The organism is Micromonospora sp. DT48 (genome assembly GCF_049844495.1).
Taxonomy (GTDB): Bacteria; Actinomycetota; Actinomycetes; order Mycobacteriales; family Micromonosporaceae; genus Micromonospora.
In genome coordinates this window covers 1-24,571 of the sequence record NZ_JBNCLE010000013.1, presented here as the reverse complement: position 1 = coordinate 24,571, position 24,571 = coordinate 1, and the positions used below count along the sequence as shown (strand labels likewise).

Below are 24,571 nucleotides of genomic sequence, written 5' to 3'. Positions count from 1 at the left end.
TGGCCGCCGGCTCACATCCGCGATCTCAACACGTCGAACTCGCAGCCCGGCGCGTCCGGGTCGAAGCCGTGTTCGATCAGCCAGCGGGATGCCAGCAGGCTGCGCAGCGACCACCAGGCGCGAATCACGTCCCGGTCGACGTCGGTGCCGTAACCGATGAGGAGATCGTCGAGGCGCTCCTCGTGCCCGAGGGTCAGGACGGCCAGATCGTACAGCGCATCACCGGGCGCCGCCTCGGACCAGTCGATCACACCGGTGACCTCGTCGTTGTCGGTGAAGATGTGGGTGATCTGCAGGTCGCCGTGCATGAACACCGGCGTCCACGGCCGAAGGGCGGCCTCGGCGATCTCGCGGTTGCGGTCGACCAGGTCGGTCGGTAGGACACCGCTGTCGACGAGCCAGGCGCATTCGCGGTCGAGTTCCGCGTCCAGCCCGACCAGCTTCTTGCCGACCCACGGCGGCGGTGGCGCGTCGTGCAGCGTCCGGATCACCTCGCCCGTCGCGGCCCACGCCGCCGGTGACACGGGCGACGGCTCACCGAGACAGCCGAGTGCCTGGCCGGGGACGGCGGCGATGGCAAGGACGGGCGGCTTGCGCCACAGCACCTCGGGGGTCGGGACGGGCGCCAGCCGCATCGCCTCGACCTCCACATCGATGCGGGCCTGATCACTGTCGACCTTCAGGAACACATCGCCGACCCGCAGGGTCGCGCGCTCACTGTGGGCTACGACGACCTCGACCTCATCCATGCCGACCATTGTCGGAGGCTCAGCATGATCATGGATTACCTGTAAGAGGGCACGCAGCACGTCGCCGCCGGCGGCCACTGTTCCGGAAGCTCGTGGATCAGCCTGAGGTCAGCCGACGGCGGTCAGGTGCGAACGGCTCGCTGCTCAGGTGTCGATCGGGCGCCACAGCCGCTGGAGAGAAGGCGGGAACGACTCACCCGGCGTTGAGGTCGGTGACGAGGGTACGCAGCCAGGACTGCGCGAGGGCCGGTTCCCGGCCGATCGCGCGGGCCAGGGCGTGGCGGCCGGAACGGCTGCGGCCATAGGCCACCAGCGCCGCAGCCTCCGCAAGCGCCTGCCGGGTGCGTTCGTCACGGCCGGGACCGTCGACCTCGGCCAGCCAGCGGTCCGGCCGCCACGAGCGGGTCAACTTGGTCTGGTAGTCACCGAAGTACGACCAGACGGTTCCGTCGAGGGACACGTTGACCACCGCCTGCGCCGGTAGTTGCCGCGTCCAGGCGGCCTCCTGCTGCCAGCGATAGGTGTTCGGGCTGGTCTTGTGGCGGACGGTCACGCCCACGAAGCGCAGCTTGCGCCGGATCACCGGCCACGGTTCGCGTTGCTCGTCGATCCAGTCCCGCAGCAGGTGGAACAGGTCGGTGAAGGTGTTCCCGCCGTCGACCACGTCGACGAACGTCACCGGCCGTCGCCGCCGCGCCAGGTTGTGCGGCGTCACCTGTACGCCCGTGAGGATCTCCCGGGCCCGGGCACGTTCGGCTGGTGTCAAGGCACGTCGTCGCCACCGACGCCCGGCGCCGACGCCGGTGCGTTGGAAGGACAGCGGCAGCCGCCACAACCGACGTTCGCTGTCACTGTCGACAGCGCCGCTGAGCAGGTCGAACATCGAGTCCAGGCTTCTGCCGACGAAGACCAGGTCACCGTTGCCGCTGCGGGCCAGCACCTTTCCCGCGCAGGCCGTCAAATCATCGAGGAACCACAGATCCGGCGTACTCGTGCCGGTCAACAGCGACCCGAGTTCGTCCGGCGAGACAAGGTCCCACCGGAACGGCACCAGGTTCCCCGGTTCGGACATGTCCGCGATACTGCCATGATCGACGCCGAGGACGCCGACCGGCAGGTCCAGCCCTGCGCATGTGCTGGTCCGGCAACACGCGTTGGTGGATCATGCCGGGGTGAGCTGGGTAGCGAATCTGATGGTTCAGGCTGACATGGCCGACCACGACAATGTCCGGTCGTTGAGTGGCTGGCTGGAACGCGACGCGCCACGCAGAGCCGAAACCGGCCTGGACGTGCACGGCAACCCTGCTCACGGAGTCGGCACGCTGGAGACGCTGACCGACCCGGAGACCAACCAGTGGGGTGGCTGGAAGAACCCGGAGTGCGACGTCTGGGCCGGTGCCCTCAATCACGCGGACCTGGATGCGCTACTCGCCCAGCTTCGGGCGATCCCCTGGCGCTATCCCCAACGGGTGCAGGTGTTCCTGATGGACCAGGAGGAGTCCTACTTCCGGCTGTACATGTTCCGCGACGGCACCTGGAACCAGTACGCCCCGCCGCCGCCACCACCCGACGCCGACGATCAGCACGCGTGGTGAACCAGCCGTGACGGCGGTCAAGGACGCTCAGCTCATGTCGATCGCGTACGCCTGTTCGCGTACGTCGGCGTCGGGGTGTCGGCGCAGCCGGATCAGCAGGTCCCGCCACGGGGTTTTCCACCCGAAGCCGGCCCCGTGGCGGACCAGGGCAACGGCGAACAGGCCGCTGGTGAGGTCGCCGCGTTCCGTCAGCCGCGTGATGGTGTCGGTGAGGGTCGCCGGGTCGGGCCACTCGCGGAGGCTTCGCAGCCGGGTGGCGACACGTTCGGCGGTGCGAGTGGCCAGGACGGGCCGTCCCGCGCACAGCGCGGCGATCTCGTCGAGGTTGTCGAGTCGGCCGAGGTCGACCAGCAGCCCGGTCGCGGTGCCGGTGAAGGCGGGGCGGGTGGCGAGCCACCGCGCCGCTTCGATCAGCGCGGTCCGGTCGGCGCTGGTGGGATGGTGACCGGTCCGGACGATCGCACCGTGCGCGAGGAGTGCGATGCGGCGTCGGGCCGGGCGATCCGAGGCCGGGTCGCCCGGGTGGTCGTCATGGGAGTCGCGGTCCACCAGCCGGGCCAGCGCGATGCCGAGGACGTCGTCGCCACCGGCCTTGAGCAGGTGGGGGACTTCGATGGACACCATCGTCTCGTCGAGGTCGGTGAGCCGGTCGACGACCAGGTCGGTGAGACCGGCCAGCCACGGTGACCAGTCGCCGAGCCGGTGGAAGGCCGCGCGTCGAACTTCCCGGTCGGTGGCCTGACAGGCTTCGACGATGAGCGCACCGTACGCCGGGCGGTGTCGGTGCGAGATCGTGTCCGGGGTCGCGTCCAGGACCGCGCGCCGTTCCTCCCGGCTAGCGTCGACCGCGGCCCGCAGGATGGTCCAGCTCTCCTCGGCCGGTACGCGCTGCCGGGCGGCGGCGACGATCGCCGCTCGTACGTCGCGGTGCGCGTCCGGGTGGCGGTACGCGTCGAGCAGGGTCGCCATGACCTGCGGCGGCCCGTAGCGGGCCAGGAGCCGGGCAGCCTCCTTCCGGCTCGTGATCTTCGTCGGGCCGGTCAGCACCTCGGTGAGGACAGGGACCAGCCGGGACGGCGCGACGTGCCGGGCGGCCCGACCGGCCGCGTACATCGCGACCCGCGCCCGGTCGCTGTCGGCGTAGCGGACCAGCACCGGCAGTGCCTCGTCGGGCCGGTCGGTCCAGACCAACGCGCCCATCGCCGCCTCGGCGATCGCCACTTCGGGGGCATCGAGGTGACGCAGCACCAGCTCGCGGCCGACGCCGGGCACGTGGGCGGCGGCTCGGATCGCCGCCGCGCGCTGCCACACTCCCTGCTCGGTGTCGGCGAGGATCAGCCCCAACTGCTCCACGAAACGGGCCTGCTGGCGGGGCAGCCAACGCTCGGCGTGCGGCACCCAGACGGGCACCCAGCGAATCCCGGGTTCCACGAACCGGCCGCGTGGGCGGCGTTTGAACACCCGGTCGAGCAGGTCGGTGCGGGAGGCGGAGATGATCACCCAGACCTCGTGGAGCGTCACCGCCGTCGGATCGATGGCGAGCACCTCGGCGACGCGTTCCGAGCGGGTACGCGGATCATCGAGCCACAACCCGATCGCGGTGCGGGCAACCGACGCCAGCGTGCGCGGGCCGATCGCCTGACGCAGGAGGTCCTGCAACTGCGGCAGCCGCCGAGCCCGCTTGCCGAGCGCGTGGGTGAGCGCGAAGAGCGGGCCGTACCGGCCACGGGCGATGCCCGCCTCGACCCAGCCGCGTAGCCGCTCGAAGACCAGTGTCTCCTGCCCACGGCGCAGGACGGTGTCGAAGCGGCGCAGTACCGGCACGGCCGCGCCGGTGCTGACCAGGTCGATCGTCAGAAGCGCCCACTCGCGGAGCTGCGGCACTGCGACGTGGTGTTGCAGGACGTCGGCGGCGAGCGAACTCAGCGCTGTCGAGGTCGCGGCGGAGGCGTCGCGGGCGTCGACCGCGTCGGTGGTCAGCTGCGTGAGCCCGGCTGCCGTCTCCACGGTGAGCAGCGGCGCCGCCTTGGCGAGCGCGGTGAGCGCAGCGGCGCGTACCGGGTCCTGCTCGTTGCGCAGCCGGCCGAGCCGTAGGACCGTCTCCGCCACCGCCCGTGGGTCACGGGAGCGACGGGCGGCCTGCACCAGCAGCGTGTACCCGTGTGCCCGCTCGTCGGCGTCACCGGAGCGCAGCGCGTTGTCCAGCGCCGCTGACGCGTCCGGCCAGGCCAGGTACGCGCTCCAGAGGCGCACCGCCGCCTCGTGCTCCTGAATCGTCGCCAGGCCCAGTACCCGCCTCGCCTCGCGGATCCGGAGCGCAGCCGGTAGCACCTCCATGACCTCGGCAGTCGGGATCAGCGTCGCCGTGTCGACCTCGGACAGTGCCCGGTCGTACAGCTCCGCGCGTCGGGCCGGGGCGACGGCGTCGAGCAGCGCCGCCAGCGCCGGGCTGTGTTCCCGGTACCGACTGGCCAGGGGCACCAGCTCGGCGGTGGACAGCACCGCGAGGCGGCGCAGTAGGGCCGGCGGAAGCACGTCGCGGCGCAACCAGGCCGCCCGGCCGGGTGCGGTGAGCAGCCGGACGACACGGCCCGGATCGTGTGCCGCGAGTCGTCCGTACGCGTCGAGCGGGCCGGGTAGCGACTCCTCCGGTGCGTACCGTTCAAGCAGATCGAGTGCCTGCGCCGGGTCGCACCGCAGCACCGCGACGGCGGCGTCACCCCAGACCCTTGCCCGCAGTTCGGGCGGGGCTTCGGCCAGCCGCTCGCGGACCCGCTCCAGGAGCGGACCGGTGTGCCACCGGACCAGCCGCTCCAGGCGCAGCGCGTGCTCCAGTTCCGGCAGCAACGCCCGTACCGTGGCATCGCCGCAGGCTGGTAGCAGCGCGGCGGCCTCCTCGTCGCCGAACTGGGCGCGGACCTCGCCGATCAGCGCGTCGGCGACAGTCGGCGCGTACCGGCGGCGCAGACTTCGATAGATACGACGCCGTTCCATCGCCGACCGGTCGGTGATGTCGCCGACCGGGATGTCGGCGCGCAGCGCCGCGGTGAGCGCCGCACCCCTGATCGACGGCAGCGGATCGCGGACCGCCGCGGCGATACCCTCGGCATCCCGGGTCGCCATCGCCGCGACCAGGGCCAAATGCCGCTCATAGGGGCCCTGCTCGCGCAGATTCCGGCAGACCTGCACACGATCAGGCGCGGTACGCGCCCACTCGACCAACCGGCGCATCCGCACGGGATACGGCAGCGGATCGAGCGACGCCAGCAGCCTGCGGGTGGCGGTCAGCATGGTGATCACAACGCGGAAGCGTAGCGGCAGGCCGCATCCGCCCACCTCGACGGCAGTAGGCCACAGGTGACGGCGCACAGGGTACGGCGCACTACCGGGTGCAGATCCACGACGGCGAGGGTGGGACAGGCCCTGTTGGGCCACTCGTGGGGTGCGCACCTGGCGTTGCGCTACACCATCGAGCACCCCGAACGGGTCAGCCATCTGATCTACGTCTCCGGCACCGGCATCGACCCCGAAGTCACCGTTCGAGTGGGTCAGGAGGACTGGGCTGACGCGAGCCCGCCGAGGTGGAAGCGGCGTACCAGGGCGGCCCGGTTGGTGACGCCCATCTTGGCGTACACGTGGGACAGGTGCATCTCCACGGTCTTCTGGGTGACGAACAGGCGGGCCGCCACCTGCCGGTTGGTCAGCCCTTCACTGACCAGGGCCGCCACCTGCGTCTCCCGCCGCGTCAGGGTCGGCGAGCCGCCCTGGCGGCGGGCCCGCCGGGCGCCGCCCGAGCGGCCCGCCAGCAGCCGCCGTCGCTCGGTGTTGACCTGGCGGGCGAAGAGGCCGGCGCCGCAGCGGTCGAAGATCTCCTCGGCCAGCCGCAGCGTCGCGACGGCCCTATCCGGGTCGCCGTCGGCGACCAGCGCTCGCGCGGCCACGATGTGGGCCTGCGCGGCGTCCAGCGGCAGCTGGACCCGCGTGAGGGTCTCCGCGGCGGCTGCGGCCTCCTCCGCTGCGGCGGCGGGGTCCCGCAGCGCCAGCACCCGGGCCTGCGCGGAGGCGGCCAGCGCACTGCGGCCCGGCCGGTCGAGTCGCTCGGCCACCTGGTACGCGCGCTGCGCCCACTCCGCCGCCGCCTCCGGATCGTCCTCGGCCAGGGCGGCCCGGGTCAACAGTTCGTACCAGCCGACCTGCGCCCAGGGTTCGAGGTCGGGCAGTCCGGCGTTCGCGGCCACAGCCAGGCACCCGGCAGGGTCCCCCAGCGCGAGCAGCGTCTCGGCGTTCGCGCTCAACGCCAGCCTGCCCGGCCAACTGGTGGCGGGCAGATCAAGGGTGTACGGAACAGCAGCTGGTTCGACCTCTTCGGTTCCGCTCCAGACGGTCAGCAGTCGACCCATCGCCTCGGCCGCGACGTGCAGTTCCCGGAACTGTGTGCCGGACGCCAGCCGCAGCACCTCGGCGCAGTCGGCGGACGCCTCCGCCAGCCGCCCGGCGCACCGGTGGGCCAGGCTCCGGGTGCACAACAGGTGCAGCAGGGAGAAGTAGCTCCGGGCCCCGGGCGAGACATCGATGGCCCGACTGAGGTGGTGCACTGCGGCATCGGAGCGGTCCAGCAGGATTTCGCTCCAGCCGACCCACAGGGCGCTCTCCGGCTCGTCACGGAGTTCGGCGTCCAACGTGGTGTTGAGTTCCAGCGCGGCCTGGTTGGTCTCGCCCCCGGCGGCGCGGTTGCCCCGCAGATGGCTCGCCGCCGCGAGCAGACCCAACGCGTGCGCCCGTACCGCCCCCGGGATGGTCGTGGCGCGGCGGGCGGCACCCAGCGCGGCGGCCGCCCACCGGCGGGCCTGCCCGGCCCGGCCGCTGATCAGTTCCACCGCGCCGAGCGCGAGTGCCAGCGCCGCCCAGTCCGCCGGCTGGGCCTCGTCGGGGCGCGTCAGGTTGGTGCGGAGCAACGCCGCCGCTGCCCCGTGCCGGCCGAGCTGGCGTTCGACCTGGGCGCAGAGCAAGGTCGCCGTGGTGCGGTACGCGGACGGGCGCTTGTCGAGCAGCCGCAGGGCGTCGTGCAGCACCGCTCGGGCGGCTCTCGGGTGGCCTGCTGCGGCCAGCGCCTGGCCGAGTCGCACCGTGAGCATCACGCGGGACTCGCTGGGGTTCGCGCTGCTCGGCGAGAGCCGGATCGCGGCGCCCAGCCATCGGACGGCGGTGTGCGGGGCCCGGTCGAGCACGGCGGTGGCCGCCTCGCGGAGTACCTCGACGGCGACCATGTCGCCCGGCACCGCCAACCGCAGCAGGTGTGGTGCCTGGGCGGCGGCGCTGCTCCGGCGGCGACGCAGCTCCGCCAGCGCACGGGCGTGCGCGGTCAGCCGCCAGCCGGCGTCGGTGGTGAGGTACGCCGCGTGCTGGACCACGGGATGTCGGAAGGCGAAGCAGCCACTGCCGGTCACCGGGCGAAGCAGGTCGGCGGCGACGAGTTCGTCGATGGCGGCCGGCACCTGTTCGGCGGCGATCCCGGCCACCTCGGCCAGCAGGCCGGTGTCGACCGGTTCGGGCCCGAGCACCGCTGCGGCCGAGGCCACCAGGTGGGCTGGGCGGGACAGCAGTTCGAGTTCGGCGGCCAGCGCGGCCTCCACTTCGGATGGGAGCGCTCCCAGTTCCACGTGTTCACTCGCCGGGCCATGTGGCAGCGCGCCGGCCAGCAACGCCGACAGGTACTGCGGGTTGCCCTCCGACAGCTCGTGCAACACGGCACGCTGCCCGGCCGACAGCGGCACCTCGGACAGCTCGTCGAGGTGCGCCCGCTGAAGCGGCGCCACCTCGATGCGGGTCACCTGCCCGGCGGTGTCCAACGCCAGCCGCAGCCGGGCCGGCGACTGGCGGCGACGATGCGCGATGACCAGCAGCAACGGCGTACGCAGAGGCGCGTCGAGCAGGTGGCAGATCAGGTCGATGGTGGCCCGGTCGCCGTTGTGCAGGTCGTCGATCGTGATCAGCAGCGGCCGTTCGGCGGCCAGTGTCTCCAACAGCACCCGCACGGCGCGTAACTGCCGGGCACCCGCCGGCACCCCAGCCGGTGCCAGGGAACGGGCGCCCGGCAGGCGCAGCGACGGAAAGGTGTCGTTGAGCAGTTGCGCGTGGTCGGAGCGGAGTTCGGCCAACCGGGCCGGGGAGACCTGGGGCAGGTACGGGTCCAGCGCGTCGACGATCGCCGCCATCGGCACGTCCGAACCGGGTACCGGTGCCCGACCGGCGAGCACCTGTACGCCGTGTTCCCGCGCCACCGCGGCCACCTGGTCCAACAGCCGGCTCTTGCCGATCCCCGGCTCCCCCGTCACCTCGACGATCCGTCCCGTGCCGTCGAGCAGGGCGGCCACGGCCGTGGCCAGCGCCGCACTCTCCCGCTCCCGGCCCACCAACGGTCGGCGGTGCTCGTCAGCCACCGCAGGCGGGCCTGGCGGCAGGGACAGCGCCCAACCTGCCGGTCGGGACGGCTCCGATCTCCGCTGGTGCCGATGGCCGAGACGAATCGAGGACCGGGTCAATGTGTGCTCCTCAGGGACGGTACGGCGGGGTTGCGGTGCTGGTCACCGAGCGGGCGTCACCATCCGGCGGCGACCACGGCCACCAGGTCCCGCTTGTGGGTGACGGAGACGGTCACGTGGGTGATCGAGGCCGACCGCGCCGCCTCAGCGGCGCTGCCCCGCAACGTGACGCTGGGCGACCCGCCGGGCTGACGCGGTAAGGCGATGTCGCGGGGGGCGACCCCCTCGAACAGGCCGGTGCCCAGAACCTTGAGCACGGCTTCCTTCGCGGCGAACCGCCCCACCAGGTATTCCCGGCGTCGGCTGTCGCCCAGCGCCTCGGCCTGGGCCAGTTCCTCGGCCGCGAAGAAGTACCGCAGGAACCAGCCCCGGCACAGGAGGCGGTCCAGTTCGTCCAGGGCGACGAGGTCAATGCCGAGCCGCACCGTCGACCGCCTGCTCCGGCACCGACTGCGGGGCGGCCCGGTCCCGCAGCAGTCGGTGGAAGACCGACATCGCGTGCAGGTTCGTCGTCCCCTCCATCAGTTCGAACGCCCGCACGTCGCGGTAGGTCTTCTCGACCCAGGGGTGCTCGATCAGACAGGCCGGACCCAGCAGCTCGGCCACGAGCCGGGTGGCGTCCTCGGCGACCCGCGCCGCCCGCGCCTTGACCGCACCGATGCCGGCCACGTCGACGACACCGGCGTCGATGTCACGGGCCACCGCGTACGTCCGGTGTCGGACCGCGGCGATGCGGTCCAGGATGCCGTCGAGCCGGTGCCGGTCGCGCCTGGGCAGCGACGGGCGGTGCGCGACCAGGTAGTCGCAGGCGGCCTGCGCGCAACCGATCGCCATCGCCGCGATACCCGGACGGAACCGGTAGAGGATGTAGGTCGCACCGTAGAGCCCCCGGCGGCTGGGTGACCGTTGTGCCCCGAGCACGTCCTCGTCGGCCACCGCGACGTCCTTGAAACGCAGCCGACTGATCCGCGCCCCGCGCAGGCCGACGGTGGGCAGCAGTTCGCCGCTGAACCCCGGCGAGCTGGTGTCCAGCAGCACCGCCTCGATGCCCCACGGTCCGGGTGCTCGACGGCAGAACACCACACCGAGTTGCGCGCGGGCGCCGTTGCCGATGTAGCACTTCACCCCGTTGAGCAGCCACCCACCACCCGGGGCCGGGGTCAGCGTCGTCTCCAGTTCCGTCGCGGCCGAGCCCTTTCCCGGCTCGGTCAGGGCGAAGAACGTGTGGGTGGGGCCGGACGTCAGCCGACCGAAGTACCGCTTGCGCTGTTGCTCGTCGGCCAGCGCCTGGACGGCCCCGCCGGACAGCGACGGCCCGGGGCTGGCCAGGAGCACATTGGGATCGCCGTAGGACACCTGCTCGGTGGCGACCACCTGACCGAGGACGGTGCCGCTCACCTCCACCAGCCGCTCCGGGAACTCCCCCGCCGACCGGTACTCCGGCGGCAGCATCCCCTGGACGGGGAAGCGCACCTCCGGCTCGTGCAGGAACTCGGTGATGGCGTCCGGATCCTGGTCCAGCCGCATTCCGATCTCGCGCAACCGGCCGGCCATCGCCGCGCAGTAGTCGCCCAGCTCCCGGGTGCGTTCGTCGAGCAGGTCCGTCCCGGCGGGCGCGGCGGCCTCACGAAGCTCATTCATCGGCGTCCTCCGTGTCGGCGTGCAGGTAGACGTTGCCGACCACCTCGGCGAGGTGCAGGTCGCCGGCGGGTCCGTCGGCGAGGAAACCGCTGGCGCCGAGCAACCGCAGCAGGTCCCGGCCGATGTCGACCAGGCGCAGGTGACAGCGCCACCGGGCGTTCCGGTCGGCGTGCCGACGCGCCTCGGGAACGGCCGTGTCCTCGGCCAGCCGCAGCGCGATGTCGGCCAGTTGTCCGGCGACGAGTTGCTTGGCCAACAGCGTGGTGTCCCCTGAGGTGCGTCCTTCGAGGTGACGCAACGTGTGGGTGAGGGTGGCGTCGAGCAGTTCGCGGTGCGCCGCCAACAGGGCCACCGCGAAGCGGTCGGCGGCCGGTCCTTCGCCGAACGCGGACTCGGGGGTGGCTTCGGCGACGGCGAGGCCGAAGCGGGTCAGCGGCCCGGCCGGTGCGTCGGGCAGCGCCACCGTGGAGGCGAGAACATGACCGGTGGGAGACGCGACCAGCCGGCCGGGTGCCGCCCGACCGTGCAGCGCGTCCAGGACGAGGGGGTAGGGCGTCCCCGCCGCCTGCGGCGACGCGGGGGGTGCGGGTTTCATAGTCGGGCCTCCCTGCGCTCGGGCGCGCCGGCGCTGGACAGTACGGCGAGTTGACTGCGTCCGGTCCGCGGATCGGTGTCACAGAGGACGAGGTTGGCGTAGCGGGTGGCCCATTCCTCGTGGTGACGGGCCAGGTCCAGCCAGACGCTGGTGCAGTAGCCGCCGGGCTGGCAGCGGTGCACCGGCAGATCGACGCCGCTGAGCTGATCGTCCGCCGGCCACGGGCCGACGACCAGCAGGGTCGGCCCCGGCGGCAGCGCCGCGCGGTGGTCGGCCAGCAGGTCACCCAGCGGTACGTCCGCGCCGGCCGCCCGGGTCGCGGTGAACCGGAAACCGGATCGGGTGTCGGTGTCGGTGTCGGTGTCGGTGTCGGTGTCGGTGTCGGTGTCGGTGTCGGTGTCGGTGTCGAAGTAGAGCAGGACGCCGCTGTCCAGCAAGGGGGTGTCGTGCACCAGCGGATCCCGGTACGGCAGTGTGGTCTGCTCGCAGACGAACAGGGCCAGGCTCGATTTCCTGCCGGACCGGGTGTACGCGTCGGCGACGCGCAACGCGGTGAACGGCGCCTGTAGGCCCTGCTCGGAGAGGGCGAAGCTGTGGCTGCGCCCGCCGAACAGGGCGTTGAGCCGCGTGGTGACGGTCTTGACGGGATATCGGTCGGGCAGGGCATAGGCCAGGATCAGCAGATCCGGCGGACCGAACGGGCTCGGGCACCGGTCCATCAGTTCCTCGGCCAGTTCCCGGAACCCGATGTTCCGGGACTGCTTCAGCAGGTCCTCGTCGACCTCGATGCCGTACGGCGCGAGCAGGTCCCGGTGGTAGGTCAGCAGAGCCTCGTCGGGTTCGTAGGGAAGGCCGTCGGGGCGTACGAGCGCTGCCGCGCCGCGCAGGGTCAGGGACATGACCACGTCCTCGGTGAGGGGGGCGGTGGGCGCGGCGGTCAGGAACTCACCTTCCGCGCCCGCTCCAGGAAGTCCGTCAGGGTGCCCACCGTGCGGAAGTCGTCCATGTCCAGGTTCTCGGGATCCACCTCGATACCGATGTTGTCCTCCAGCGCCATGAGCAGTTCGAGAATGGCGGTGGAGTCCAGGTGCATGTCCTCGAAGAGCCGGGTTCCCTCGGCGAGCGGACCGAAGTCGCGCATCAGCACCTCGGTCAGCGCGGCCCGGATGTTCTCGACGATCTCGTGGCGTTCCATGTCTTCTTCCTCTCGGGATACCCGGTCCGCGGACCGGGTGACGCGGGACTGCTGGGGTCGGCGGCGGTCACCCCGACGGCGGTGGGAAAGGGGGCTCAGGTCGCTGCCCGTCCGGCGGGCACCGGCGCGGACGACGACTCCGGTACGGACGACGACTCCGGTACGGACGTCGGCTCCGGTTGGGCAGCGGCTGACGGTGGGACCGGCGGCGACGCGCTCGCGACCGGTGCGACCGGCACCACGAGGTGCTGCGGCCGGAGCAGGTCCTCGACGGTGTCCGCGCGGCGGACCAGGTGCGCCACGCCGTCGACGACGAGCACCTCCGACGGGTGGCCGTGACTGAGGAAGAGCACCGGCGACGCGCTCGGCCCGTACGCGCCGGAGCGCTCGACACCGATCAGGTCGCCTGGGCGTACCTCGGGCAGCGGCACCTTCTTGCCGATGACGTCGTTGGGGGTGCAGAGCGGACCGGTGACGGTGTAGTCGCGCACCGGCGGGTCGGCGGGACGGCTCAGCGACCGGATGGGGAAGTTCCGCTTGACGAAGCTGCCGATGCCGACCGCCGCCATGTGGTGGTTGGTGCCGCCGTCGGCGACGACGAACCATTCGCCGCGCGACGCCTTGACGTAGCGCGCCCGGACCACGTACGTCCCCGCCCAGCCGACCAGATAGCGGCCCAGTTCGGTGATGACCCGGGTGTCGGGGTGTTCCGCGCGGAATCGCGCCACAGCGTTGTTGACCCCCTCGGCCACCGCCTCGATGTCGAGGGGAGACTCGTTGTCGAAGTAGGGAACGCCGAAACCGCCACCGACGTCGACCACGTCCAGCGGCAGGTCCAGCGCGGTGGCGAGCTCCGCCGCCGCAGTGAGCACGCTGCGGGTGTTGTGCGCGATGTCAGCGGCGTCGAGGATCCGGGTACCCATGTAGGCGTGCAGACCGATCACCCGTACGTGGCGCAGCGCGCGCAGGGTCGAGCCCGCCTCGGCGACACGTTCCTGGTCGATGCCGAACTGCCGGGGCTTGCCTCCCATGGCCAGCCGCGAGCCCTTGGTGGCGAACGACGGGTTGACCCGCAACATGACCGGCACCGGCTCGCCAGGGCCGTCGGGCAGCGCCGCCGCCATCGCGTCGACGGTGCTGACCTCTTCGAGCGACTCGCACACGATCGCGCCGATGCGCTGCTCGACGCAGGCGGCCAGCTCCTCCGCCGACTTGCCGGGACCGAGGAAGATGATGTCCCGCGCCGGCACCCCGGCCCGGCGGGCGGTCACCAGTTCGGCCAGGGACGACACCTCCGCGCCAGCGCCCAGGGAGTGCAGCAACGCGCAGACGCTGATGTTGGGATTGGCCTTCAGCGAGTAGTAGATCTCGACCGACGAGTCGAGCAGATCCCGCAGCTGCCGGTACGTCTCGCGGATCACCTCACCGTCGTAGAGGTACAGCGGCGTGCCGTACCGTTCGGCCAGTTCGGCGACGGGCAGGCCCTGGACGGTGTGGCCTTCGACGGCCGCTTCAGGCATGGCTTTCCTCCACAACGGACAAGGTGGTGACGGCGGCCTGCACCGCGCGGTCAAGGTCATGGAGCCGGTCACGGTCAGCGGCGACCAGCAGGGCGTACAGCCGGCCGTCGAACGGCTCCGGTGGGCCGCCGGCACCGACGGGCAGCAGCGCGTTCGCGGCGACGGTGGCGAAGCAGGTGACCAGCACCCGCTCCGTGTCCCGCGTGGTGGACACCGTGGCCAGTGCCCGCCGTACGGTGTCGAACTCCAGGGGCGCGGCGAGCCGCAACGGGTAGTGCCGGGCCAGCGCGACGGTCCCGGGCGGCTGGCACAGCTCGGTGACCCCACCCTGGTACGTCGACATGTTCAGTCGGGCGTTGATCTCCAGCACCGGGTAGACCGTCTCGTCGGCGCCGACGATGGCGTCGACACCCACCACGCCGTGGTAGCCGTCGGCGGACAACCGTTCCGCGACCGCACCTGCGGCGTGCTCGATCTGCCGGTACTGCGTGTCACTCAGCTCCGCCGGCATGAGATGGCCCTGGTGCACACCCTGCGCGGTCAGTGCCTGCTTGACGAAGTCGAGTTCGGCCCGCCCGTCCCGCGCGATGGTGATCTGGTAGTTGAGGTCGCACCGCTTGGGCAGCCACTCCTCGACCACCACGTGTATCCGGTCGTCGCCGGTACGCGCGGCCCGACGGTCCACCATGCGCAGCAACTGCGCCGCCCGTGCGGGGTTCTCCAGCACCAGCAGTCCCTTGCCGGAGACACCGTAGGCGTCCTTGACGACCAGTGGTTCGCCCGACTCCAGCCGGAGCCGGTGGTGGGACAGCACCTCGGCCAGTTCCTGCCGGGTCTCGCAGCAGACTCCGGGGACGGGTCGTAGGCCGGCCGCCTCGGTCAGCCGCCGACCGTAGATCTTGCTGTTGACCCGCTCGACCACCGCGGCGGCCGGGGTGGCCAGGGTGAGGCCGCTGCGCCGGGCCAACTCCTCCTCGTCGGAGGTGGTGCCCATCGGCAGCAGGTGGGCACCGGCCGCACCGAGCTGGCGCAGCCGGTCGAGCAGGACCGGTGAGTCCAGCACGTTCGCGGTGGTGGAACGATCGGGCCGGCTGTTCTCGGGCACCAGCATGGTGGGCAACGCCAGGCCCTGCCGCGTCAGGTAATCCCGGTAGTCCGGGTCGAGTGGGCGGCTGAGCAGAATCGCGTCGTCCGCGCCGGCGAGCAGCACGCCCAGCTCCTCCATCGCGGCGACCACCGGGCGGGGGCCACCAGACGGTACGGGCAGCCCCACGTGGTGGCGGGCCCACTGAGCCTCGGCCTCGAAGTTGCACAGCAGCACCAGCGGTGTATCGGCCGACCCCGTCAGGGCGCGCTTCAGCTTGCGCAGGTATGCGGTGGACATGCTCGGCTCCCTCAGCACTCGACGACCATGGCGGAATAGGTGGCGCCCAGGCCGACGGCGGTGACCAGGTAACGGCCTCCCGCGACCAGCGCGCCACGGCCGGCGAGCGTCGCGAGGTTGAGGAAGGGGTCCGCGCAGGAGCAGTGCGAGTACTCGCCCACGTTGTCCAGGAAGACCCGGTCCCGGTCCAGCCCCAGGGTGGCGCAGATGGTGATCCAGGAGGAGACGTTGACGTTGTGCGGGATGACCATGGTGATGTCGTCCAGGTCCAGCGCGGCGTCGTCCAGCGCCTCCCGGATCACCTCGGCCAGGTGGGTGTGGTATGTGCTGCCGAAGCGGTGCAGTGCCTCCCCGGCGAGCTGGTACCCGTCGAAGAACTCGCCCACCGTGCGGGAGGCGTACGACAGCACCCGGGTGCCCGAACCACCGAGGCCGATCAGGCAGGCGGAGGACGCCTCGCCGATGATCGAGGTGTTCCAGAGCACCTGGACCGCCTTGGTGAACGGCTGTTCGCCGGTGAGCACCAACGCGAGGGCGGCGGGATCCCCGTCGGCGCGTAACAGCTCGCCGGCGACCTCGACGGCGAGCAGGCCGCTGGCGCAGGCGTGTTGGGTCACCGCGAACGCCTCGGCGTCGGCGAGGCCGAGACGCTCACGCAGCGTGTCGGCCGCGACCAAAGTAGTGGGCGTGAGGTCCTGCGCGGTGTGCGCGAAGATCAGGTAACGGATCCGGTCGCGCTCCTCGACGGTGGACAGCAGGGCCTCGGCCGGCGGGCAGACCAGGTCGAAGAGCCCGAGATCGGGGTCGATGCGCAACCGGTCCAGCCCGCGGATGCGGCGGAACAGCCGGGTCTGGTAGCGGTTCAGGCCCAGCCCTGCCGCGATTTCCTCCACGGTGACCGAGCGCTCCGGTGCGTACGCCTCCATCCGACGCAGCACGACATCGGACCGGGTCGGTGCCAGCGTGGTCATGGGGCAATCCTCCGGTCATTTATTGATCGTCAGACGCCACTACGCTAGGAGCCGGTCACAGGGCGAGCAATGGGGGAATCCCCAGTATCTCAGGACCCCAAGAAGGCCCACGAAAAGAGACGTTGCCGATCGTAATCCAGAGCAGACAATTCACTCGCTTTGCCGACCATTCATCGCCAAACCCCTGGCAATTCGTACCGAACGGGACGTACGGACCGCGTTCGCACCCCGTACCCGGCCAACAATGGGGTTTTCCCGACTACCTACGACACAGCCGCGCGGGCGAGGGTGGGCGACAGTCACGCCGACCGCCGACGAACGGGAGACCCGATGTCCAGTCCCACGCTGGCCGACCGGATGAAGATCGCGTTCGAGGGTCTGCGGGCCGGCGAAGGACCCCTCACCTGCGGCCAGACCAACACCTGGCAGTGGATGCGAACAGACGTGGCCAATCCGATGGCCACTCTGCAGTGGAAGCTTCCGCTGCCGGCCGACACCCCCGTCGCAGACGTGGTGGACGCCTTCGCCATCCTGCTCGCCCGGCACGAGTCGCTGCGTACCACCTTTCACGAGCACGACGGCAAGATGCGTCAACGGGTCCTGCGCAGCGGGGTCCTCGTGGCCGAAATGCACCAGGTGGACGCCTCCGCCGATACGGAACTGACATCCCAGCGGATGATCGACCAGCTCCGCCAGAAACCGTTCGACCTGGCCAATGAATTACCGGTACGCCTGGCGATCGCGCTGACCGGGGATAAGGCACTAGCAGCGGTTACCGTCTATTCGCACATGGCGGTCGATTATGGAAGTATGGCCATTCTTGGTCGGGAGTTCGCCGAGCTGATCGGCGCCACCGGCGACCGGTCCGTCGGAGCCCCTCGACACCAACCGCTCGACCAGGCGGCGGAGGAGGCCTCGCCGCGCGGGCGGCGGCGAACCGCGGCGGCCCTGCGGTACTGGACCCAACACCTACGCCAGATACCCCAGTGCCTGATGGCGTTGCCGCCGGTCGGCGACGGTGACGGCCCGGCCAGCGCCGCCCTGCGCTCCTCGGCCGCCACCGTCGCCCTCGACCGGATCGCCGCCCGGACACAGGCCAGTCCGGCGGCCGCCGTGCTCGCCGCGTTCTCCGCCGTGGTGTCGGTCCGGGTCGGCCAGTCCCGCTGCGTGTTCGCCTCACTGTCCAGCAACCGGTTCACCTCCCGGCTGCGTGACTACGTCGGCACCCTGGCCCAGGACGGTCTCGTGGTGGTCGACGTGACCGGACCGACCTTCGACGACCTGGTACGGCAGACCAGCGCGGCCATGCTGCGAGCCAACCGCAGCAGCATCTTCGACGTGACCGAACTGGTCACCCATGCCGTACAGATCAACGACGAGCAGGGCATGGACTTCAGCCGCGACTGCGTCTTCAACAACATCAGCGCCCACCTGCCCCCGGGTACCGACGAGACGACCAACGTCCAGTTGCCCCCGTTGGATCCCCCCGATCTGCGCTGGTCGCCCACGGCCGGGGCCGCCGAGCCCAGCACTCTCACCTGGATGCCGGCGCCAGCCTTTCCCAACCGCCTGGTGCTCCAGCTGATCGCCGCCCAACCGGCGCTCGTGGTCGGTCTGAGTACCGGTGACACCCGACACGTGCCCCCGCCCGAGATCGCCGGACTGCTACAGGGGATGGAAACCGTCCTCGTCGCCTCCGACGCCGGGCCACTGCCCCTAGCGGACGTGCCTGACCTCACCGGACTGACCCCGGTGCCCCGCGACAGCGACTGGGTGCGGGTGGGGGTCAGTTGGGTGCGGCTCAGTGAGGTTCAGCACCTGCTGCGCGACGCACTGGCCACCCCGGCGTACGTGACCGCCGAACCGGACGGTGACAGGCATCGGTTGACCGCGCACCTGCTCGCCACCGACAGCGTACGGACCCCGCGCCAGGCGCACACGGCGTGCATGGCCCGCCTCGCCGGCCGGTACGCGGTGTCCGCCCCGCACCACTACGTCCTGCACGACTCGGCTCCGACCGACCTCACCGACCTGGCGGCCTGGCGTACCCAGCCGGTGCTGGCCCACGGTGACGGCCGCGCATCCACGGAGGACCACCGATGACCGCCCCGAGCGAGACCATCCGTACCATCCACCTCCGCGTCGACGGCGACCGCGAGGCGCAAGGCCCACTGACCCTCGGCCAGGCGAACGCGCTGCAATGGATCTCCGCGCTCACCGACGACCACTTCCTCAGCCTGGTGCAGTGGATCTTCACGGTTCCGGCGGGGACCACACTCGAGCGCGCCTGCGCCGCCCTGGGCGAGCTGGTCCGCCGGTACGAGTCGCTGCGCACCACCTACCACGACGGGCCGGACGGTCCGGTGCAGCGCGTCGCGCGTACCGTCGACCTGCCGATCGAGATACACCAACGACCGGCCCAGCCCGACGGCACGACGCTGGCCCGAGAGCTGATCGCCCAGCTGCGTGCGCACCCCTTCGACCTCTCCAAGGATCTGCCGCTGCGCTTCGCCGTGGCGGTCGAGGGCGACCTGGTGCACACGGTGGTCGCGGTCTACTCACACATGGCCGCCGACTACGTGAGCATGACGGTGCTGGGCGACCGCTTCACCGGGCTGCTCACCGGGACCGTGGCCGACGGGGACGCGCCACCGCACCAGCCGCTGGACCGGGCGGATCGGGAACGTTCGCCGAAGGGCCTGCGGCAGGCGGACGCGGCGCTGCGGTACTGGTCCGACATCCTGCGGCGACGCCCCCGGTGCGTACTGCCCCGACCGACCACAGGTGCCGAGGCGTCGACGACGCCCACGCCACGCAGCGCGGACCTGAACTCGTCACGGTCAGCCGCCGCGCTGGACCGGATCACCGTCCGCACCGGCGCGAGCCGGGCCATGGCGGTGCTCGCCGCGCTCGCCGCCGTGCTCGCCATCCGCACCGGCCAACGACACGTGGTGCTCTACTCCCCCGCCGCCAACCGGCTCGGCGTGCCGCTGCGCGACTATGTCGGCACCATCTCCCAGGACGGCCTGATCAGCCTCGACGTCGACCAGCCCGACTACGACGCGCTGGTGCGGCACGCCGGGACCGCGTTGCTGCGGGCCAACCGGAACAGCGTCTTCGACGCCGAGGCGCTGCAACGCGCGCACGACCGCATCGCCCACGAGCGCGGCATGCCGATGGACCGTGACGGCGTCTTCAACAACATCTCCGGCAATGCCCCGCCGGATCTGCCGACAGTAGCCACCACGGAGACCTTCATCGACTGGTGGACCCCGACCGGCTTCACCAACCTGCTGCTGTTCCACCTGGTCCGGACCGAACAGGCGCTGATCCTGGAACTCATCACCGGGGACAACCGGTACCTTCCCGACGCGGAGATGGAGGCGCTGCTGCTCGGCACCGAACGGGTACTCACCGTGGCGGCCACCGGCAACGTCGCCCTGGCCGACCTCGGCACCCTCGCCGGCATCGACCCGATCCCCCGCGACGGCGACTGGCACTTCGTCGACCACAGCTGGATCCAGCTCAGCGAGGTCAACCGGGTACTGCAAGCAGCCCTACCCGGGCCGGTCCGAGCCTTCGTGACCGACGAAGGCCCCGAAGGCGCGACCGTCGTCGCCCACCTGACCGCCGTAGCCGAGATCACCGACCCCGTGCAGGCACACCTGGCCTGCCTACGACGAGTCGTCGACTCACCCACGGCCATCACCCCACACCGATACGTCCTGCACCGGGGCGCACCCGCCGATCCGGCTGACCCGCAGGCGTGGCGGGAACTGCCGGTGCTGGCCGACGGTGACGGCCGGGATGCGGGAAGCGAGGCAGGGACATGAGCATCATCGAAGCGAACGAGTTGACCCGTACGTTCCGGTCCGGCCGGCAGAGCGTCGAGGCGGTCCGCGGCGTCAACCTGCGGGTCGAGGCCGGCGAGATCGTCGGCTTCCTCGGACCCAACGGCGCCGGCAAGACCACCACCCTGCGGATGCTGACCACGCTGCTCCGCCCGACCAGTGGCACGGCCCGGATCGCCGGTGCGGACCTGGCCACCGCGCCCCGCGAGGTACGCCGCCGGATCGGGTACGTCGCCCAGTACGGCGGCACCGACCCCAACGCCCTGGTGGAGGAGGAACTGTTCCTCCAGGCGCGCCTCTACCGGATCCCGGTCGCACCCGCCCGGCGCCGGGTGGCCGACCTGCTCGAACGGTTGGACCTCGGCGGGCTGGGTAAGCGGCGGGTCGGTTCGCTCTCCGGCGGCCAGCGTCGCCGCCTGGACATCGCGCTCGGCCTGGTCCACGATCCGCAGGTCGTCTTCCTCGACGAACCCACCGCCGGCCTGGACCCGCACAGCCGCAACAACCTGTGGGAACACACCCGCCGGCTCCGCGAGGACCTCGGCACCACCGTCTTCCTGACCACCCACTACCTCGACGAGGCCGACGCGCTCTGCGACCGGATTTCCGTCATCGACCACGGGCGGATCGTCGCCGAGGACACCCCCGCGAACCTGAAACGCCAACTGGCCTCGGACGTGCTCACCGTGGAGGTGGTCGGCGATCCGGCCGCTGGCCAGCGGCTGCTGGCCGAGCTGCCGGGCGTCCGGCACGCCGCGGTGACGAGCACGGGCGGGATCCAGGTCACCCTGGCCGACGCCGAACAGGGGATCACCGACGTGATCACCGCCCTGTCCGGCGCGGGCATCGGCGTGCGTGCCCTGCAACTGGCGCGGGCCAGCCTGGACGACGTCTTCCTCAGCCTCACCGGCCGCGAACTGCGCGACGACCCGCAAGGCCGGCACTCCTCCATCCCGACCACCGAGGGGGCGGACCATGTCCCTGCTCGTTGACATCATGCTGGTGTTCCAGCGCCACCTACGCATCTCCCTGCGCAATCCACTCTGGATCGTCATCGGGCTCTCCCAGCCGGTGGCCTTCCTGGTGCTCTACGGCCCACTGATGACCAGCACCCTGTCGATCACCGGCGTCGCACCGGAGCGCGCCTGGCAGACGTACGTGCCGGGCGTCCTCGTGCAACTCTGCCTCTTCGGCTCCGCCTTCGTCGGATTCGGAGTGATCGCCGAGTGGCGCGGAGGCGTGATCGAGCGGCTCCGGGTCACCCCGGTGAGCCGGGTGGCGTTGCTGCTCGGTCGGGTGCTGCGGGACGTCGCGCTGCTGGTGGTGCAGGCGGTGATGCTGGTCCTGGTGGCGTTGCCGCTGGGCCTGCGCGCGTCGGTGCCGGGTGTGCTGGTGGCACTCGGCGTGGTCACGCTTCTCTCGCTCGGCCTGGCCTGTCTGTCCTGCGCTCTCGCGCTGACCGTCAAGAGCGAGGACACGCTGGGCCCCACCCTCAACACCGGCCTGATGCCGCTGCTGCTGCTGTCCGGCGTGCTGCTACCGATGTCCTTCGCACCGCGCTGGCTGGACCTGGTCTCCCGGCTCACCCCGTTCCGGTACATCGTGGACGGCATGCGCAGCGCGTTCCAGGGTGAGGTTTTCACCGTAACCGTGCTGTCGACAGTCCTGGTCGCCCTGTCGATCAGCGTGCTGTCGGTGCTGCTCGGCGTACGCACCTACCTGCGGCAGAGCGCCTGAGCTCGACACGGAGGTGCTCTCAGGCGACCTTGAGGAAACGGACGGCGGCAGTCTTCGCTGCCTCGAGCGCTGAGGTCAGCACCCCGCAGCCGTCGTAGATACCGGCCGCGAACAGGTCCGTGGGTTGGTCGGTCGTGACGTCGATCGGTGAATCGAGCCGCCCGTCGACCGGGATGCCGGCGTTGGTCAAGATCTGCCGGTAGGGCGCGCTCAGCGACCGGGCGACGATCCGCACGCCGACACCCTCGTCGCCGGTGCCGGCTGCGACAGCGACCTCGTCGGCGATGCCACAGAGGCTGGTCGCTCCACCGGGTAGGAGACCGTCGGCGACTGCGACCTGGCTGAGCTGGACACTCCGGCGGTAGCGCTCCATACGCTGCTTGAGTGCGGCCTCGGTGGACGCGCCGACCTTGATGACGGCCACCCCACCGCCGAGCCTGGCCAGCCGCTCCTCCAGCTTCGCCAGGTCATAGCGATGGCCAGCCTGTGAGATGTCGGCTCGGATCCGGTTGATGCGGTCCTGGATCCGCCGACTGTCGCCCGCGCCGTCGATCAGTGTGGTCTGGTCCGCCGTGACGACGGCCTTGCGGACCCTTCCGAGCAACTCCAGTGTCGCGCCCGGCAGTGCGTCGGTCGCAAGGACCTGCCCGCCGGTCAGGGCAGCGATGTCCCCGAGCAGTGCCTCGCGCTGCGCTCCCGACTCGGGTGCGTTGACGGCGACCGACGAGAACGTGCCCCGCACCTTGTTGACGACGACCGTGGCCAGTGTCTCCCCGTCGATATTGTGCGCGATCAAGAGAAGCGGCTTCTGGGCCTCCATCACCTTCTGCAGGATCGGGAGCAGGATCTGCACGCCGGACAGGTTGCCATCGACGATCAGCACGTACGCGTCGTCGAGAACGGCTTCCTGCCGCTCCACGTCGGTCACCAGGTAGGGCGAGACGTAACCCTGGTCGAGGCGCATGCCTTCGGTGATCTCCAGCTCCGGACCGACGGTGTTACTCTCCTCGACCGTGAGGACGCCGTAGGCCCCGACCTTGTCCATCGCCTCGGCGACTATCTCGCCGGCTGCCGGGTCGCCAGCGGCTAGCCCGACGACCCGAGCGATCTGTTCCTTGTACTCCACCGGCCTGGCCAGAGGCGCGAGGGCCTCGATCGCGCGGGCGACCCCCGCCTCGATGCCGCGAGCCAGCGCCATCGGGTGGGCTCCGTCCTTCAGCGCCTCCACCGCGCCGTCGACCATGGCCTGCGCGAGCACGATCGCCGTCCCCGCTCCGTCGCCAGCCCGCTGGTGTGCCTGTTGAACGATCTCGGTGGCGTACTCGGCACCGAGCTGATCCCGTGGGTCCGCAGCCTTGTAGCGAGTGACGAAAACCGACGGATCGTCGGTCTCGGCGAAGCTGCCGTCCTCGTTCTCGAAGACGATGCGACGGCCCAGTGGTCCCAGCATCAGCCGCAGCCGCTCGGACACGCGGTGCAACCCGCGGGCCACGACGACCTGGTTCCGGTTGTAGTTGCTGGGCCGTTTGGCGACCGCGGCCGGTTGCGTTTGCCCCGGGATGCCGGCCAGCTTCCGCTCCGCGACATTGGCCAGGTAGATATTCAGCTCGGCGTCGTGCGCCCAGAACTTCGGCGACTGGTTGGGTTGCCGGATGCCGACGCCGTCCTTCACGTATCGGAAGAGCTCGTCGATGCCGATCCGGTGGTCGCCGTCGAGATCGGCCGCACCACTCAGTCCCTCGATCAGCACGTCGGTGAAAACCGAGGCGTGCGGTGACGAGTCGGCGATGCTGTCGCCCTCCCACGAGTACTCATAGGCGTCGGATGCGGTCAGGACCACGTAGCCGCTGCCGAGCTGATCGTCGAGCGCGTTCCGGGTGGACGCCTTGAACCCCTCGGCGAACGCCCCGCTGAAACAGCAGTCGAGGATGAGGACCTTCGCCCGGGCGGGTAAGGACTCCAACTGCTCGTTGACGAAAGATCGCGACACGGCCGTGCTGGCTGGTCGAGTACGTCGGGTGTTGGTGGCCGCGAAGTAGAGCCGGTGCAGCCGGTCCACGATGCCGTGGCAGGAAAAGTAGATGAGAACGAGGTCGTCCCGGAGCCGGTCAGCGAGAATGTTCTCGATGCCAGCCCGTACATCCGCGTCGGTGGTGTCCTGCAACACCTCGACCGAGTCGAACCCGCCGACCTCGGGCGCCTCGAGCAACGCGGCGAGTCGGCTCACATCCTGGCTCGGCGCCCGTAACTGGCTGAGTCCCGGATCCTCGTACTCCCCCGCCGCGATCAGCAGCGCGTACCGGCCCATGTCGCTATCTCTCCGATCGCGTCAGCCACTCGACGAGCGCCCGCTCGGTGTCGCGGCTGGCGTTCTCGATTTCGATCGACCGCTCGCCGTCCTGAAGCTTGATCCTCCCGGCCAGCCCACGCCGCATAGCCGCCATGACGACCTGAGCGACTGCCCGCATGACGGGCACCGAGAGTGCCCCGCCCAGCAACAGCGTCCCAGCAGCTACGGCCGTACCGCTCTTGCTGCCGTCGGGATCAGCCGCAGCGCTGGTCTCCAGCGGCACTCCTTTGCGGGTCAGCTCCCGGCCGAGCGTTGTGGCAGCACGCGCGGCGTCGACGCTCGGACCGTCCTCGATGACGAGCTGAATCATGTGGAACCAACCTTCCGGCCCGCATCGATCAAGGATTTCGGCACCAACATGCTAAGAGCGTGTTTGAGAAGGTCTGTTTTGGACGGCGTGGCGGCGTGACATGCACCGTTGGGGCGGGCAGGGTGGCGCGG

19 protein-coding genes and 1 pseudogene are annotated in these 24,571 nt (G+C 70.9%); 6 read left to right on the top strand and 14 right to left on the bottom strand.

The genetic code is table 11. From position 1 onward, the window contains the following. Positions 1 to 11 precede the first annotated feature (11 nt). Both ACLQ2S_RS17195 and ACLQ2S_RS17190 read right to left on the bottom strand, forming a co-directional pair. Entirely contained in the window at positions 12 to 749 is a 738-nt protein-coding gene (locus tag ACLQ2S_RS17195) for a phosphotransferase family protein (RefSeq protein WP_155218804.1), read from the bottom strand. 193 nt (positions 750 to 942) lie between these two features. After that, positions 943 to 1,821 (bottom strand): hypothetical protein, encoded by an 879-nt coding sequence (locus tag ACLQ2S_RS17190; protein ID WP_425702034.1) that lies wholly within the window; start codon positions 1,819 to 1,821, stop codon positions 943 to 945. 121 nt (positions 1,822 to 1,942) lie between these two features. Here ACLQ2S_RS17190 and ACLQ2S_RS17185 point away from each other — a divergent pair, with 121 nt between their 5' ends. Beyond that, positions 1,943 to 2,344, top strand: a complete 402-nt coding sequence (locus tag ACLQ2S_RS17185; RefSeq protein WP_425702033.1) for a squamosa promoter-binding protein 15 — start codon at positions 1,943 to 1,945, stop codon at positions 2,342 to 2,344. A gap of 27 nt (positions 2,345 to 2,371) precedes the next feature. On the opposite strand, the gene ACLQ2S_RS17180 is transcribed toward ACLQ2S_RS17185, so the two are convergent. Then, complete coding sequence (locus ACLQ2S_RS17180) at positions 2,372 to 5,635, bottom strand: hypothetical protein (protein WP_425702150.1); 3,264 nt, start codon at positions 5,633 to 5,635, stop codon at positions 2,372 to 2,374. Positions 5,636 to 5,701: 66 nt separating this feature from the next. On the opposite strand from ACLQ2S_RS17180, the pseudogene ACLQ2S_RS17175 reads away from it, so the two are divergent. Then, positions 5,702 to 5,905, top strand: a pseudogene (locus tag ACLQ2S_RS17175) (alpha/beta fold hydrolase); the annotation flags it as partial. Here ACLQ2S_RS17175 and ACLQ2S_RS17170 read toward each other — a convergent pair. From ACLQ2S_RS17170 to ACLQ2S_RS17130, 9 genes are all read right to left on the bottom strand, one after another. Next, complete coding sequence (locus tag ACLQ2S_RS17170; protein WP_425702149.1) at positions 5,893 to 8,757, bottom strand: helix-turn-helix transcriptional regulator; 2,865 nt, start codon at positions 8,755 to 8,757, stop codon at positions 5,893 to 5,895. The pseudogene ACLQ2S_RS17175 and the gene ACLQ2S_RS17170 overlap by 13 nt on opposite strands. Before the next feature lie 185 nt (positions 8,758 to 8,942). After that, the gene (locus ACLQ2S_RS17165) at positions 8,943 to 9,311 is read right to left on the bottom strand and encodes a holo-ACP synthase (protein WP_309223371.1); all 369 of its coding nucleotides are present in this window, start codon (positions 9,309 to 9,311) and stop codon (positions 8,943 to 8,945) included. Next, entirely contained in the window at positions 9,295 to 10,527 is a 1,233-nt protein-coding gene (locus ACLQ2S_RS17160; protein WP_230462649.1) for an acyl-CoA dehydrogenase family protein, read from the bottom strand. Before ACLQ2S_RS17160 ends, ACLQ2S_RS17165 begins: the two co-directional genes overlap by 17 nt. After that, entirely contained in the window at positions 10,520 to 11,122 is a 603-nt protein-coding gene (locus ACLQ2S_RS17155; RefSeq protein ID WP_155218800.1) for a hypothetical protein, read from the bottom strand. Before ACLQ2S_RS17155 ends, ACLQ2S_RS17160 begins: the two co-directional genes overlap by 8 nt. Further along, positions 11,119 to 12,021, bottom strand: a complete 903-nt coding sequence (locus tag ACLQ2S_RS17150; protein WP_425702032.1) for a hypothetical protein — start codon at positions 12,019 to 12,021, stop codon at positions 11,119 to 11,121. The genes ACLQ2S_RS17155 and ACLQ2S_RS17150 overlap by 4 nt, the downstream gene beginning before the upstream one ends. A 38-nt stretch (positions 12,022 to 12,059) precedes the next feature. Continuing rightward, positions 12,060 to 12,317, bottom strand: coding sequence for an acyl carrier protein (locus ACLQ2S_RS17145; protein WP_099845203.1), 258 nt, complete (start codon positions 12,315 to 12,317; stop codon positions 12,060 to 12,062). Positions 12,318 to 12,412: 95 nt separating this feature from the next. Further along, positions 12,413 to 13,837 carry an alanine racemase gene (locus ACLQ2S_RS17140; protein ID WP_425702031.1) on the bottom strand — a complete coding sequence of 475 codons (1,425 nt, stop codon included), beginning with the start codon at positions 13,835 to 13,837 and terminating at the stop codon, positions 12,413 to 12,415. Further along, positions 13,830 to 15,221: an ATP-grasp domain-containing protein gene (locus tag ACLQ2S_RS17135; protein ID WP_155218795.1), complete on the bottom strand. Its 1,392-nt coding sequence runs from the start codon at positions 15,219 to 15,221 to the stop codon at positions 13,830 to 13,832. Before ACLQ2S_RS17135 ends, ACLQ2S_RS17140 begins: the two co-directional genes overlap by 8 nt. Before the next feature lie 11 nt (positions 15,222 to 15,232). Continuing rightward, entirely contained in the window at positions 15,233 to 16,192 is a 960-nt protein-coding gene (locus ACLQ2S_RS17130; RefSeq protein ID WP_155218793.1) for a 3-oxoacyl-[acyl-carrier-protein] synthase III C-terminal domain-containing protein, read from the bottom strand. A 330-nt stretch (positions 16,193 to 16,522) separates the two neighbouring features. Between ACLQ2S_RS17130 and ACLQ2S_RS17125 the strand changes: the two genes are divergently transcribed. The 4 genes from ACLQ2S_RS17125 to ACLQ2S_RS17110 are packed head-to-tail and all read left to right on the top strand — an operon-like array spanning position 16,523 to position 21,780. Then, positions 16,523 to 18,295: a condensation domain-containing protein gene (locus ACLQ2S_RS17125; protein WP_425702030.1), complete on the top strand. Its 1,773-nt coding sequence runs from the start codon at positions 16,523 to 16,525 to the stop codon at positions 18,293 to 18,295. After that, positions 18,292 to 20,025, top strand: coding sequence for a condensation domain-containing protein (locus ACLQ2S_RS17120; RefSeq protein ID WP_155218789.1), 1,734 nt, complete (start codon positions 18,292 to 18,294; stop codon positions 20,023 to 20,025). Before ACLQ2S_RS17125 ends, ACLQ2S_RS17120 begins: the two co-directional genes overlap by 4 nt. Before the next feature lie 2 nt (positions 20,026 to 20,027). After that, complete coding sequence (locus ACLQ2S_RS17115) at positions 20,028 to 21,035, top strand: ATP-binding cassette domain-containing protein (RefSeq protein ID WP_309223398.1); 1,008 nt, start codon at positions 20,028 to 20,030, stop codon at positions 21,033 to 21,035. Beyond that, positions 21,019 to 21,780: an ABC transporter permease gene (locus tag ACLQ2S_RS17110; RefSeq protein WP_155218785.1), complete on the top strand. Its 762-nt coding sequence runs from the start codon at positions 21,019 to 21,021 to the stop codon at positions 21,778 to 21,780. Before ACLQ2S_RS17115 ends, ACLQ2S_RS17110 begins: the two co-directional genes overlap by 17 nt. 19 nt (positions 21,781 to 21,799) lie before the next feature. Here the strand turns inward: ACLQ2S_RS17110 and groEL are convergent, their stop codons facing one another. Continuing rightward, positions 21,800 to 24,088 carry a chaperonin GroEL gene (gene groEL, locus ACLQ2S_RS17105; protein ID WP_425702029.1) on the bottom strand — a complete coding sequence of 763 codons (2,289 nt, stop codon included), beginning with the start codon at positions 24,086 to 24,088 and terminating at the stop codon, positions 21,800 to 21,802. A 4-nt stretch (positions 24,089 to 24,092) separates the two neighbouring features. Further along, the gene (locus ACLQ2S_RS17100; protein WP_155218782.1) at positions 24,093 to 24,440 is read right to left on the bottom strand and encodes a hypothetical protein; all 348 of its coding nucleotides are present in this window, start codon (positions 24,438 to 24,440) and stop codon (positions 24,093 to 24,095) included. Positions 24,441 to 24,571: the final 131 nt, after the last annotated feature.

Coding starts and splice junctions, on each gene's coding strand:
- ACLQ2S_RS17195 (WP_155218804.1), bottom strand. CDS start 749: ATGGATGAGGTCGAGGTCGTCGTAGCCCACAGTGAGCGCGCGACCCTG.
- ACLQ2S_RS17110 (WP_155218785.1), top strand. CDS start 21,019: ATGTCCCTGCTCGTTGACATCATGCTGGTGTTCCAGCGCCACCTACGC.
- ACLQ2S_RS17120 (WP_155218789.1), top strand. CDS start 18,292: ATGACCGCCCCGAGCGAGACCATCCGTACCATCCACCTCCGCGTCGAC.
- ACLQ2S_RS17145 (WP_099845203.1), bottom strand. CDS start 12,317: ATGGAACGCCACGAGATCGTCGAGAACATCCGGGCCGCGCTGACCGAG.
- ACLQ2S_RS17185 (WP_425702033.1), top strand. CDS start 1,943: ATGGTTCAGGCTGACATGGCCGACCACGACAATGTCCGGTCGTTGAGT.
- ACLQ2S_RS17130 (WP_155218793.1), bottom strand. CDS start 16,192: ATGACCACGCTGGCACCGACCCGGTCCGATGTCGTGCTGCGTCGGATG.
- ACLQ2S_RS17125 (WP_425702030.1), top strand. CDS start 16,523: ATGTCCAGTCCCACGCTGGCCGACCGGATGAAGATCGCGTTCGAGGGT.
- ACLQ2S_RS17190 (WP_425702034.1), bottom strand. CDS start 1,821: ATGTCCGAACCGGGGAACCTGGTGCCGTTCCGGTGGGACCTTGTCTCG.
- ACLQ2S_RS17180 (WP_425702150.1), bottom strand. CDS start 5,635: ATGCTGACCGCCACCCGCAGGCTGCTGGCGTCGCTCGATCCGCTGCCG.
- groEL (WP_425702029.1), bottom strand. CDS start 24,088: ATGGGCCGGTACGCGCTGCTGATCGCGGCGGGGGAGTACGAGGATCCG.
- ACLQ2S_RS17160 (WP_230462649.1), bottom strand. CDS start 10,527: ATGAATGAGCTTCGTGAGGCCGCCGCGCCCGCCGGGACGGACCTGCTC.
- ACLQ2S_RS17140 (WP_425702031.1), bottom strand. CDS start 13,837: ATGCCTGAAGCGGCCGTCGAAGGCCACACCGTCCAGGGCCTGCCCGTC.
- ACLQ2S_RS17150 (WP_425702032.1), bottom strand. CDS start 12,021: ATGTCCCTGACCCTGCGCGGCGCGGCAGCGCTCGTACGCCCCGACGGC.
- ACLQ2S_RS17100 (WP_155218782.1), bottom strand. CDS start 24,440: ATGATTCAGCTCGTCATCGAGGACGGTCCGAGCGTCGACGCCGCGCGT.
- ACLQ2S_RS17135 (WP_155218795.1), bottom strand. CDS start 15,221: ATGTCCACCGCATACCTGCGCAAGCTGAAGCGCGCCCTGACGGGGTCG.
- ACLQ2S_RS17155 (WP_155218800.1), bottom strand. CDS start 11,122: ATGAAACCCGCACCCCCCGCGTCGCCGCAGGCGGCGGGGACGCCCTAC.